The organism is Enterococcus sp. DIV0236, assembly GCF_050558525.1.
Taxonomy (GTDB): domain Bacteria; phylum Bacillota; class Bacilli; order Lactobacillales; family Enterococcaceae; genus Enterococcus; species Enterococcus faecalis.
Map to the genome: position 1 here is coordinate 121,372 of NZ_CP187891.1, position 12,968 is coordinate 134,339.

Consider the following 12,968-nt stretch of genomic DNA (forward strand, 5'->3'; position numbering starts at 1 on the left):
AATAATTATTATTTTTGTGTTTTCGGACATTGATAAAACGTTAAAGCATAGAAGGGTTATTATTGATACAACCATTAGAAAAGTACCTACTAATTTATTAGAAAAGTACCAGACTCGTTTTCCGTATATGTAATATGCTAATCCTCTGTATGCAATTCCTCCGTGCGGGGTTTTGGTTGACAGGGCAAATACAATCAATCCAATTATAAATATCAATATAGGTATTTGGTTTACATAAGTTGATTTTATCATGTTAATAATTAACATTAACTTTTACCTTCTTTCCATGTTAGGATTTATTTAAATCTATGATGGTGTCTACTCGTTCCAACACAAAATTATCGTGACTCGAGATAATAATAATAGCATCATTCTTTATATTATTTAAATACTTCATAAGTATTTCCTTACTTATAAAATCCAAGTGATTTGTTGGTTCATCTAGCAAGAGAATATTAAATGGTTTTGTGATGCTTCTTAAGAAAGAGATTTTCTGTTTTTCTCCACCAGAAATTTTTGTATTTATGTTATAGTTAGAATCAATATACTTTTCCAAGCCGAGTTCTTGTATTAAAGTACTTAACTTTTCAGAGAGATTTTGCGATAATATGTTATCCTTTAAGCCAGCTTTAATAACAAAAGCATCTTGAGTCATGTATGATAGACATACGTCACGATAATATTTTGTATCGAATAATTCGATATTTCGCTGATTTAATTCTATGGAACCATTATACGAAAATTTTAGCTTAGAAATAATATCCAGTAGGGTTGTTTTTCCGCTACCATTCCTACCCTTTAAACAATAAATATTGCCTTTTTGGAAAGAATAATTAAATTTTGAAAATAAATAAGTGTTGGAGCCTGGATATTTATAGGTTAAATTTTTTATTTCAAGAAAATTATTATCTGAATATTTTAATTTTCCAGTATTATCTTTTTCTAAATTAATTAATTCAGTAATCCTAGAATATGAGGCAAACATTTCGGCGTAGGACGATGTTAATGATGGAATATATTTTATTGAGTTGAGCATCATATTGAAATATGATAGTAAAACTGAGAATATACCAATTGTCATATTTCCATTTATTACTGATACTCCCCCAAAGATGAAAATTACTATTTGAGCAAAGAATGCTAACAAGGTATCACCTGAAGTGAGCCTAAAAGAAAAGATTTTAAATTTTTTTAAAGAATATATATATTTGTTATAGGAGTCAAATAAGCTGATTCCATAATAATTATACAAAGAAAAAATTTTTAAATTTTTTAAATTTTTGAGCTGAGAAAAGATTTGTGAGAAATAATAGCTAAAATCATTTTTAACATCCTTCTGTTTCACTGTTAAATTATTTTGTAATTTGTAAAAGTATAGTATATACAATACTAAGAATACTAAAATAAATAATGCAATCTCCCATTTTACGATAAATAAAAGAATTGTTGAGAAGAAGAAATTAAGGCAACAAACTAATAACGAACTTCCCGAAGATATCATAAATGATGATATTGAAGAAGAATCACTTGATATTCTTTGACTTAAGTTAGCTAAATCGTATTGGGAAATTAAATAAATTTGAGTTTTCTGAAGTTGATTTAGAATGTCTTTTTGTATGTTATAAGTCAAGTGAGCTTGTAAAACGGCTTCTTGAACTTGGACAACATATCCAAGTGACAATTGTGCAAATACAAATAAACATAGTATTATGATAAATTTTATTATAATTTGATAATCATGCGAAGAAACTAATGAATCTATGAAATTGCCCGAAATAAGCGGAACAACAGCTGATATGAAAGCGATTAACATATTTAATATGCTAAAAATTAGAATCTTTTTTTTTGCCTGTTTAAAGTAGTTGCTTAGAAATAATAACATGATTTTCTCCTTTTAGCTCATTGTACCATATTTTAAATCAAAAGCACCAAATTATTTGTTATTGATAAAAAAAATTTTTTATACAAGAGGAGTTATGGTATACTTAGCACATAGCTTTAGAAATATGACCATTGTCAAGAGGAATGTGTAAATGGCGTTGACTATGGGTTATATAGATTAGTATTGGAAAGGAGGAGAGAATATGAATGAGCAAAATTTTTCAGAAGAACAAAAAAAATATCAGAGTCCCAGTTCACAAAATTTTTATGGTTCTGAAATCCAACCGACAAGTTCAACAGTTTTTGGTATTGTAATGGTATTTACAGTTGTCGCAGCTTACTGGGTTGTAAACTCGTTCAAGCCATGCAAGTGCTATGGTAATATTGCGTAGCACTCAGTTTCAGAAAAAGTAAAGCAAAAAATTGTTTTACTTTTTCTATTTTAATTTGGAAGGAGTGACTATTGTGTATAAACATGTTAATGAAGGCGATACAGGAGATTTGATGCTTTTTTTGAAAACGCTTTCCGAAGAGGGTGGTTCATCTTTCTTTGATAACACAAATATTATGAAAATGCAGGTTAACAGTATCAGCTTAGCTCGGTATTATTTGTATAAAAAAGAGCAAGAAGTTATTTATGATGAATCAAAAGAGAACTTTATAGGATTATTTGTTGAGAATAATTATAGGAATTCAGCTAGTATAAATTTTATTTTTTTGAAAAATGACTCTCAAATGAAATTACAGGAAATGATAAATTATATAAAAAATGAAATGGTATCATTTTTAGTAAAAGAAGTAAATAAGTTAGTTATTGATTTAGACTCAAATACTGAATTTTTTAAAGTGTGGGAAAATCGTATTTTAGCTGTGGGATTCAATAAATGTACGTTAGCCAAAGAAAGTAGGTTATTTACGTATGAATTATTGCTTTGACTAATTTATAAATAGGGATGGAAGGAGTAGTTATATGAATAATATAGTCAGAGGGCCGATAAATATTAATTTTGATATTACGAATAGATGTAATTTAAATTGCCTACATTGCTACAATAGTAGTGGGGAAAGAGATTTCTCTTTTGAACTTTCCGATAATGAGGTGTTAAATATTGTTGATCAAATCATAGAGATGAAGCCCTACAATGTATGTATTTGTGGTGGTGAAACTTTAATTAGGAAAAGGTTAGTTTTGAAAGTCTTAGAAAAACTGACCAAAGCTAATATTAGTTGTGGCATGGTAACAAATGGAATATTGTTAACAGAAGAGTTGGCTAAGTCATTAAAGAAAAAGGGGATAAATAATATACAAATTAGTCTTGATGGAAAAAAATGGGCACATAATAATTTGCGTAATAATAAAAATGCATATGATGGAGCGATTAGAGGGTTAAAGTTATTAAGTAAATATAATATTATTTCTGGTATTGCTTTTTCTCCTACTAAGTGGAATATATCTGAGTTTGATAGTGTCTTTTCTCTTGCAGAAGAGTTGGGAGTGCATGAAGTTAGGCTACAAGATTTAATGCCAGTCGGTAGAGCTGAAAAAAATTTACACATTTTACCTTCTGAAAAAGAGTATAGACAGTTAAAAAAAGAATACAATAAAAAAATATTGGAAAATTTAAACGGGAAAACTAATGTTAATGTTGCTTGGGGTGATCCAATCGATCACTTGTTAGTATTTACGGAGAGTTTTTCTAATTCGTCATATACGGATACTATTTGTATATTATCGGATGGGTCAATTACGCCATCTATATATTTACCAAAGACTTTTGGAAATTTGAGAAAGCACACTCTGTCAGAATACTGGATTGGGGGGCTAAATCAAATATGGGGTTCAGAACATATTATATCTATGGTTTCAAAACTTACATCAGTAAAACAGATGACTACACCAAGTAATAATACACAAAGTAACCGTTCAACCGAGTTTGATATATTAAACTAAGTAAAGAATAGGGTGGTAAAATGTTAATACAAAAAAGATTTTTAGAGTTTAAACCTTGTTTGATTGAAAATTATCTTATCTATTATCGGTTTGAACATGGTGGGTATGTAACGATTAAAACTATTGTCAATTCTCAGAAGACTGAGTTAGTAAACTCTACTTACTATTATATTTTAACAATGTGTGATGGAGTGAATAGTGTTGAAAATATTATAGATAAAATAATGGCAAAATATATAGGAGCCCCTAAGTCTTTAATTGAAAAAGACGTAATTAAAACTATTGAAAAGTTATCAATATGTGGTGGTTTAAAACTTAAAGATAATCCTTTTTTTGTGAAGGAAAGCATACATTTATCAAATGAATTGTCGATATCCTATGATATAAGTGCTTGCTATTCATCATTGTTAAAACTTATTTTACAAGAAAAGGGGGATTGTTTGAGAATATTTAAAAATCCATTTTATGATGATTTGTTTGTAAATAGTTTGATTCTAAATCGTGATTTTGAACTAAATAAATCTACTATTGTTTTAATGATAATAGATAACTTGAGGAAGACAAATTGTGGGTTCATGATTTGGAATATTCAGAATAAAAACAATGTAATACTTCAATATTATTGCAGAAATAAAAATATTGAAGTATTCGATGAAAAAATTTTAAAAAATGGGATTGCTTTGACTACAAAGCTACTAAAACAGAGGTCGTTAACATACAAAGTGTTCTGTATACAAAATAATTTAGAAAGTCAAAGTCTGATTAGTAATATTAAAAATTTGAAATTTCGACATATTAATTCATATAAAAAAGAAGTTAGAAGTCAAAATGTTGATGAGTACCAATTTAATTTTGGAGGTATTTGAACTTGAATTCTTTTGAACTAAGGAGTGTATACTTAGAAGTGGGGTCGTTATGCAATCTAAAATGTAAGCATTGCTACAACAAATCTGGTAGTGGAATGTATCGTTTTAGCGAAGATCAGATTCTATCAATATTTAAAGAAATATCGAAATTGAAATGTCAAAATGTAATTATCTCTGGAGGAGAGCCGTTACTTTATAAAAATTTAATAAACTTGCTAAGAATAGGAAAGCAAAAATATGGTTTATGCATTGGGTTAGTAACGAATGGAACTATGGTAGATGATTACCTTGCCCAGAGGTTGAGTAATGTCGTAGATTATGTTCAGATTAGTATTGACGGAACAACGCCAGAAGAAAACGATGCTGTAAGGGGAAAAGGTACTTTTCAAAAAGCTATCTACGCAATTGAACTATTCGAAAAATATAAAATTAAAACAGTCGTAAATTTTGTGATAACTGGGAAAAATACGAGTAAGCTAGCTCCTTTTTTAAGTGCACTTAAATCTAAAAATGTTTCAGTGATATCTTTTAAAGAAATAATCAATATCGGAAGGTCCAAGGGAGAGAAACCTGTTTCGGGAGAATTTTTTAGAAGTATAGTGAAAGAGCTTTTGCTTCTCATGGAAGAATTGCAAGATGACAATTTTGAGATCAAACCACCATATGTTTCCAACAGTAGGTGTCCGTTATATTTTGAAAATAATTATACTCCTACTCTAGAGATTCGAATTAGTTATACCGGCGAAGTATTTCTTTGCCAAAAATTTGAAACAGAAAAAGTATTTAGTTTAGGAAATGTGAACGTTGATCTACTAACTGATATTATGCAATCAGAGAAATATGTTGATTTATTTAGCTTGATTGATGTTTCAACAAAATTCATAAAAAAATGTGAAGGCTGTTTTTTTACAGAAATGTGTTTTCGGGAGTGTCCAGCTACAATAATTTCAAATGGTTTTTTCGATTATCAAGATCAACTATGTGATATACGACATTTTGGAATGGATTGATTATTTTAACTAGCAGTTTAAATCTTAAGATATATTTTTTACAGACGAATTATAAGGAGAATTGCAAAAAAATCCTTGTCAAGCATTAGTCAGACAAGGATTTTTTCGGTAGGAAAATACTAGGGAACCATATCATTTTTTATGAGAACCAAGCATTTCATAAGTTAAAAAGTGTAGGTTTGTAAGCGGTATTCATCTATATTATGTTAGGTCTTTTTCCTAATACAGTAGTAAGCAAAAGAAAAAAATAATATTAGAAAACTTAAGAACTAGGTTAGGAGCAGTAGATGTAGTAAAAATAAGTTTTAGTGATGATGATTTACCTTTTTAAGCCAACTCTATTGGTTGCAAATTTTTTAAGTTAGAATAACCATGTTAAAGCTATTGTATTCTATTTTATATTAATAAATATGTTACAATATTATTGTATAAAGAATATTCAAGATATAAAATTATTGTTAATAAGAGGGATAATTAATGGCAAATTTGAAAGAGCTTTTTCCAGAGTTTTATCAATCTAAATTAGATATGAAAGATTTGAGCAGTGAAAGTGAGAATTTATTAGTACTAGATACAAATTATCTTTTAGATATAATTCAATTACCTACAACTGTTTCAAAGAAATACATAGAAGCGTTGGAAAAAGTAAAAGAAAATATTTATATACCTTATTTAGTGGCTCTGGAGTTCAATTTTAAAAAGAGTAGTTTGAAAAAAGGAAAAATTAAAAAGATTAGAAAGTATAAAAATGAGATAGAGCAATCAGTTGTAAATATAAATAAAAAAATCAATGAAATTGATTTAGTAGATAAAGAGGAAAAAGAAATTTTTACTAATGAGCTACTAACAATGACAGAAGATTACTTAGCTGAATTAAAAAAAGTAATAGATAGTAAGGTATCTTCGATGATTACGGAGGAAGAAAACGAATTATATGAAAGACTTATTTCTGTAATTGAAAATAAAGTAGGTAATAAATATAGTCAAGAGTGGATAGATGAAATAGAGAAGGAGGGAGAGGAGAGATACAAGCAAAATATTCCCCCTGGGTTTAATGACTCTTCAAAAGAAGACGAAATCGATTCACTTAGAATGTATGGTGATATAAAATATTGTAGGAAATATGGTGATCTTATAATATGGAAAGATATTATTGAGTATTCAAAAGAATATACGAAAATGGGAAAAAAAGTTGTTTTTATTACAAATGACGGTAAAGCTAAACAGAAAAGAGATTTGTTGTACAAAGTTGATGATTTTACAGTTGGACCTAATATCCATTTAATGAATGAATTATACATGGAATCCAATAAAGAACTTCATATTTTAAATAATTTGAGATTTGTCCAGTTAGTGAATGACTTAAGTGATGTAGAGATGAGTAAGTTGAAAAAGTCTTCCGAAAAAATGTATAGAGTGAAAATTCCTCATGATCAGATAGAGGAAGAACGAATTAAACTACTGAAAAAAAGTATAGAAAATAATGAGTATGAATTTGGAATTTCTGATGATGGATATTTATTTAAAAAGGAAAAGAATCATATAGACAATTTATACAACTCTACTATTGAAGATATAGAACGAAAAAAATTAATAAAATATATCAATATGATAAACCATGGCGGAAATCATGACAGAAGTAAAGAAGAATTTTATAAAATGTATTTATTAAACAAATTAACCGAATCTGAACTAAAAGATTATAAGCAAATGGAACTTTGGGATAAAGATGACCGTTCGAATAAAATGTCTTATGATAGTGAATCTAGAAAGTTCATTTTTAATTTTGATGATGATTTAGAAGATAATTTTGACAATGAAGAAAACGAGTAATTGAAAAATTAATATATAATAACAAAGACTTATTTTAATTAGATTTACAATTTGAATAAGTCTTTTTTCTGCAGTATTTTATTAGTAAAGCAATGTGAAGGGAAAAAGTAATTTACCTAGAATGTATTGGTTGCACAAAATAAAAAATAACCGTGAAACCCTCTAATATCAAAGGTTTCACGGTTTCATTATTTATTCCCACTCCACAGTTGCAGGTGGTTTTGAAGTAATATCGTACACGATACGGTTTACATGTGCAACTTCGTTCACGATGCGCACAGAGATTTTTTGTAAAACATCCCAAGGGATACGGGCAAAGTCAGCGGTCATGCCATCGATAGAAGTCACAGCACGGATACCGACTGTGTAATCGTAGGTACGGCCATCGCCCATAACGCCTACTGAGCGGATGCCAGGTAAGACAGTAAAGTACTGCCAAATGTCACGATCTAAGCCAGCTGCTGCGATTTCTTCACGTAGGATAGCATCTGAATCACGAACGATTTGTAACTTATCTTCTGTAATTTCACCAAGCACACGAATACCTAATCCTGGTCCTGGGAATGGTTGGCGCCAAACGATTGCATCAGGCATGCCAAGTTCAGTTCCTAAGGCACGAACTTCGTCTTTGAATAATGTATTTAAAGGTTCAATTAATTCAAATTGCATGTCTTCAGGAAGACCACCAACATTGTGATGTGATTTAATTGTTTGCGCAGTTTCTGTACCAGATTCGATGACGTCTGTGTAAAGAGTTCCTTGTGCTAGGAATGAAACGCCTTCTTCCCCAGCAAGTTTAGTTGCTTCGTCATCAAAAACATACACAAATTCGTTACCGATGATTTTACGTTTTTGTTCAGGGTCAGAAACGCCTGCTAATTTACTTAAGAAGCGTTCTTTCGCATCTACTTTAATAATGTTTAAGCCAAATTTACCGCCTAAACTTTCCATTACTTGTTCTGCTTCACCTTTACGTAATAATCCATGGTCAACGAAGATACAAGTTAATTGGTCGCCAATGGCTTTTTGTAAAAGCACGCCGACAACACTTGAGTCAACGCCACCTGATAAACCAAGTAAGACTTTTTTATCGCCTACTTGTTCACGGATTTTAGCGACTTCCATATCGATGAAGTTTTCCATGCTCCAGTCACCAGTACAGCCACACACATCAAAAGCAAAGTGACGTAATAAGTCGTTACCATATTCTGAATGACGAACTTCTGGGTGAAATTGTACGCCGTAGAATTTGCGGTTGGCATCTTCGATAGAAGCGATTGGACAATCGTTGCTTGTCCCAACTTTTTCGAATCCAGGAGCGATTTCTGTTACTAAATCACCGTGGCTCATCCAAACGGTTTGTTTCGCAGGTGTTCCTTGGAATAAGGTCGCATCACCAAGGATTTCTAATTCTGCTTTTCCGTATTCACGGTTTGCGGCAGGTTCTACTTTTCCGCCTAAGTTATGAGTCATTAATTGCATACCGTAGCAGATGCCAAGAATGGGAATTCCTAACTCATAAATTTCTGGATCAATGCTAAAAGCATCTTTGTCATACACGCTGTTTGGTCCACCTGAGAAGATGATTCCTTTAGGCGCGATTTTGCGAATTTCTTCTGCCGTAGTTCGGTGGCTTAATAACTCAGAGAATACGCCAAATTCACGAATACGACGAGTAATCAATTGGTTAAACTGACTACCAAAGTCTAAAACAATAATTTTTTCGACAGATGTCAAATCGGCAACGTTAGTCACGTCTATTACCCCTTATCCATTTAAATTTATCTAAAGAAAAGGCGGTTAAAAAGTGGTCAGCACCAAGAATTAAGAAAGGATTTTCAAAAATTGTTTTACGATTTTTAGAAAATTTTGGCTTAATTCCGCAGGGGCTACTTTTAAACAGCCGAGAATCAGGCGGTTAAAAAGTGGTTCACTTTTGTTCCGTACTCTTCTTTGTCTAGCTATACTTATTAAAACATTTTACTCCTTGAAAGTCATGCATTCTGCTGAAAATTTTCAAGGATATTTCTACAAAAGATACAGGATATTTCTTAGCTCGTCAACCCTTAATATTTACGTAGATAGATTTGGTCAATCAAATGATTTTCCGTTTTATGCAAAATAATGTCCGCACGTCCGCGCGTTGGCAAGATATATTCCTCCAAGTTCGGTAAGTTCACGGTTTTCCAAACATTCCGTGCCATGGCGAAAGCATCTTCTCGTTTGCCAATTGCATATTGGTAATAATAATTATTAGGATCTAAGAAAGCCGTATCTAATAAGGCCCCAAAACGTTCTAGGTACCATTTTTCAATTAAGGCTGGATCGGCATCTACAAAAATAGAAAAATCAAAAAAATCACTCACATAAATTTGTTGATTGGCGGGTAACTGTAATGTGTTAATGCCTTCAACAATCAGAATATCTGGTTGTTGTATCAACTCATATTCGCCTTCGATAACATCGTAGACACTGTGAGAATAGACAGGTGCTTTAATTTCGTCTTTGCCGCTTTTGACTTCGTTTAAGAAATTAATTAGCTTCTCCATGTCATAACTTTCAGGAAACCCTTTTCGGTCCATAATTCCCTGTTCTTCTAACACTTTATTGGGATACAAAAATCCATCCGTTGTAATGAGTTGAACGTTTCTTCGTTTAAACGTTCGGGCCAGAATTCTTTGCAAAAGACGAGCGGTGGTGCTTTTACCAACGGCGACACTGCCGGCAATTCCAATGATGAATGGTGGTACAGAGACATATTCATGTAGGAATAATCCTTTGCTAAGTGTTAGCGATTCAAATTCTTTCATGTATAAATGAATAAGATGCGTTAAGGGTACATAAATTTCTTGTACATCTTTTAGTGAAATTTGGTCGTTCACACTTTTAATGTTATCCAATTCTGCTTCGGTTAACGGTGCTTTGCCGTCATGATAAAACCCATGCCATTCTTCTCTGGAAATTGGGTAGTAATTCATTTTATCGTCCATTGTTCCTCCACCAAACCCTGTTCAATCTTTGTACATTTTACCATAATTTCACAAGGGAAACACAGGATTTTACAAAAGAATTCCCTTCTTCGCCAATTTATGATGAAAATGGTATCATGAAAAGAGAAAACTGTTAGAAAAGAGGGGAAAAGCCATGAGAAAAATTGTATTATTTGGTGATAGCATTACTGCTGGTTATTTAGACGAAGCCGTCTCACCTGTTCTTGTTGACTTAGTGAAACGGGATATTGCTGCGATGGGTCTAGAAGAAGTGGCTGTTATTAATGCTGGAATGCCTGGCGATACAACAGAGGATGGTTTAAAACGATTAAATAAAGAAGTACTAATTGAGAAACCTGATGAGGTGGTGATTTTCTTTGGCGCCAATGATGCGTCACTGGATCGAAATATAACAGTAGCCACGTTTAGAGAAAACCTTGAAACAATGATTCACGAAATTGGTTCAGAAAAGGTGATTTTAATTACGCCACCATATGCGGATAGTGGCAGACGTCCAGAACGTCCACAGACGCGTATCAAGGAATTGGTCAAGGTTGCACAAGAAGTCGGAGCGGCACATAACTTGCCAGTTATTGATTTGTATAAAGCGATGACTGTTTATCCTGGAACGGATGAATTTTTACAAGCGGATGGTTTGCATTTTTCACAAGTGGGCTATGAATTATTAGGTGCCTTGATTGTTCGAGAAATAAAAGGTAGACTAAAACCAAAACAAGCATAGATAGGAAGAACAAAATGGCGAATCATTATTATACAGAAAATCCAGAATTAGCACATGATTTAGAAAGCTGGTCTTTTCCATTACGTGGTCGGACCTTTCAGTTTACGACCGATAGCGGGGTCTTCTCAAGAGGAACAGTGGATTATGGTTCTCGTGTGTTGATTGATGCCTTTGAATGGGAAAATTTACCAGCAGGCCGTTTGTTAGATGTTGGTTGTGGCTATGGACCAATTGGGTTGTCCTTAGCAGCGGCGACTGGTCGACTGGTGGAAATGGTGGATGTCAACCAACGGGCAGTTGGGCTAGCTCAAATGAACGCCCAACGTAACCAAATTACTACTGTGGATATTCATTCTTCCAATGTGTATGAAACCTTAAACGAAACGACCTACGCGGCGATTGTTAGCAACCCGCCCATTCGTGCAGGCAAAAAAGTTGTCCATGGCATTTTAACAGGGGCTTTTCCGTTGTTGAAAGTTGGTGGCACACTAACGGTAGTTATTCAAAAGAAACAAGGTGCACCTAGTGCAGAAAAGAAAATGGCTGAAGTATTTGGCAATGTTGAAATTGTGACAAAAGACAAAGGCTATTATATTTTACGAAGTGTTAAAGAAGCAGAGTAAAAAAGAACCTCCACTTTAGTGGAGGTTCTTTTTTAGAATAGATATGCTTGATCAATTTTTTGGTTCAACAGTTTTTTTTCGTCTGGCGATAAAAAAGCACCTGCAAGCGCATTTTTAGTGAGTTGCTTCATTTCGTCATAACTTAATTGATACCAAGTGGCCAATTTCATGAATTCCTTCGTTAACGTAGTATCTGAAACAGTGCGATTATCGGTATTGATGCAGACGGCTAAGCCAGCCTCTATAAATTGTTGAAAAGGGTATTCAGCCAATGTTTTGACGGTGCCTGTTTGGAAGTTGCTAGTTGGACACATTTCTAAAAGAACCTTTTTTTCTTTTAAGAGCGCCAAGTATTCGGGTGTATCTTTCAAAGCAATACCGTGACCAATCCGAGTAGCACCTAAAGTGACAGCATCAGCGACGTTTTTGCCACAGCCGCATTCCCCAGCGTGGAGTGTTAATGGAATTGACAATTGGTTGGCTAAAGCTAATACGTCTTCAAATGTGTATGGAGGGAAATCGACTTCATTGCCAGCTAAATCAAAGCCGACAACGCCTGTCTCTCTGAAATCATGCGCTAAGTGAACGATTTTTTCTATGGCTTGTTGTTGGTCATGCCGCATGCCGCATAACAGTGCATTGCTTTTTACACCAAAATCTTCTTCGCCTTGTTTTAAGCCAGTTAAAACAGCAGTCACGATTTCAGGTAACCGTAAGCCTTTTTCTGTATGTTGGGAAGGCGCAAAACGCACCTCTATGTAAGCCACGCCATCTTCGGCGGCTTGGCTAATCACGTCATACGCCGCTGCTTGCAAAGCTTCGGCCGTTTGTAGACAGGTTAGCACGAAGTCGAACCGAGTTAAATAATCATTCAAATCGGTGCATTTTTCAGGGGCAACCACTAACTCTTTCAAGGCTTGTTCGTCTTGGGGTAATGGAATGTTTTGTTTTTCAGCAATGGTGCGTAAAGTGGTTGGTCGAATCGACCCATCTAAGTGACAGTGCAGCTCGATTTTTGGTAATTGACGGACACGGGATTCTTCCATGAAAAAAATAGCCTCCATTTTCTTTT

At 33.1% G+C, this 12,968-nt stretch carries 12 protein-coding genes; 8 read left to right on the forward strand and 4 right to left on the reverse strand.

Annotated elements, in window-relative coordinates:
- Positions 1-289 precede the first annotated feature (289 nt).
- Positions 290-1,882 (reverse strand): ATP-binding cassette domain-containing protein, encoded by a 1,593-nt coding sequence (locus IGK27_RS00505; RefSeq protein ID WP_002394599.1) that lies wholly within the window; start codon positions 1,880-1,882, stop codon positions 290-292.
- 202 nt (positions 1,883-2,084) lie between these two features.
- Between IGK27_RS00505 and IGK27_RS00510 the strand changes: the two genes are divergently transcribed.
- The 6 genes from IGK27_RS00510 to IGK27_RS00535 all read left to right on the forward strand — a co-directional run bounded on the left by IGK27_RS00510 (position 2,085) and on the right by IGK27_RS00535 (position 7,541).
- Complete coding sequence (locus IGK27_RS00510) at positions 2,085-2,273, forward strand: hypothetical protein (RefSeq protein ID WP_002394598.1); 189 nt, start codon at positions 2,085-2,087, stop codon at positions 2,271-2,273.
- Between the two features lie 73 nt (positions 2,274-2,346).
- On the forward strand, positions 2,347-2,817 hold the full coding sequence (locus IGK27_RS00515; RefSeq protein ID WP_010819691.1) for a hypothetical protein: 471 nt from the start codon (positions 2,347-2,349) through the stop codon (positions 2,815-2,817).
- 34 nt (positions 2,818-2,851) lie between these two features.
- Positions 2,852-3,832, forward strand: coding sequence for a radical SAM protein (locus IGK27_RS00520; protein WP_267589435.1), 981 nt, complete (start codon positions 2,852-2,854; stop codon positions 3,830-3,832).
- Between the two features lie 20 nt (positions 3,833-3,852).
- Positions 3,853-4,698, forward strand: a complete 846-nt coding sequence (locus tag IGK27_RS00525) for a PqqD family protein (protein WP_002394593.1) — start codon at positions 3,853-3,855, stop codon at positions 4,696-4,698.
- 2 nt (positions 4,699-4,700) lie between these two features.
- Positions 4,701-5,708: a radical SAM/SPASM domain-containing protein gene (locus IGK27_RS00530; RefSeq protein WP_010819692.1), complete on the forward strand. Its 1,008-nt coding sequence runs from the start codon at positions 4,701-4,703 to the stop codon at positions 5,706-5,708.
- A gap of 477 nt (positions 5,709-6,185) precedes the next feature.
- On the forward strand, positions 6,186-7,541 hold the full coding sequence (locus tag IGK27_RS00535) for a PIN-like domain-containing protein (RefSeq protein WP_010819693.1): 1,356 nt from the start codon (positions 6,186-6,188) through the stop codon (positions 7,539-7,541).
- Between the two features lie 192 nt (positions 7,542-7,733).
- On the opposite strand, the gene guaA is transcribed toward IGK27_RS00535, so the two are convergent.
- Both guaA and coaA read right to left on the reverse strand, forming a co-directional pair.
- Complete coding sequence (guaA, locus tag IGK27_RS00540; protein WP_002356158.1) at positions 7,734-9,296, reverse strand: glutamine-hydrolyzing GMP synthase; 1,563 nt, start codon at positions 9,294-9,296, stop codon at positions 7,734-7,736.
- 311 nt (positions 9,297-9,607) lie between these two features.
- Positions 9,608-10,531: a type I pantothenate kinase gene (coaA, locus tag IGK27_RS00545; RefSeq protein WP_002356160.1), complete on the reverse strand. Its 924-nt coding sequence runs from the start codon at positions 10,529-10,531 to the stop codon at positions 9,608-9,610.
- 154 nt (positions 10,532-10,685) lie between these two features.
- Between coaA and IGK27_RS00550 the strand changes: the two genes are divergently transcribed.
- Together IGK27_RS00550 and IGK27_RS00555 are read left to right on the forward strand one after the other, a co-directional pair.
- Complete coding sequence (locus IGK27_RS00550) at positions 10,686-11,273, forward strand: SGNH/GDSL hydrolase family protein (RefSeq protein ID WP_002356161.1); 588 nt, start codon at positions 10,686-10,688, stop codon at positions 11,271-11,273.
- A 14-nt stretch (positions 11,274-11,287) separates the two neighbouring features.
- A complete protein-coding gene (locus IGK27_RS00555) occupies positions 11,288-11,896 on the forward strand; it encodes a class I SAM-dependent methyltransferase (RefSeq protein ID WP_002356162.1) in 609 nt (202 codons plus the stop codon).
- Positions 11,897-11,928: 32 nt separating this feature from the next.
- On the opposite strand, the gene add is transcribed toward IGK27_RS00555, so the two are convergent.
- The gene (add, locus tag IGK27_RS00560) at positions 11,929-12,960 is read right to left on the reverse strand and encodes an adenosine deaminase (protein ID WP_002356163.1); all 1,032 of its coding nucleotides are present in this window, start codon (positions 12,958-12,960) and stop codon (positions 11,929-11,931) included.
- Positions 12,961-12,968: the final 8 nt, after the last annotated feature.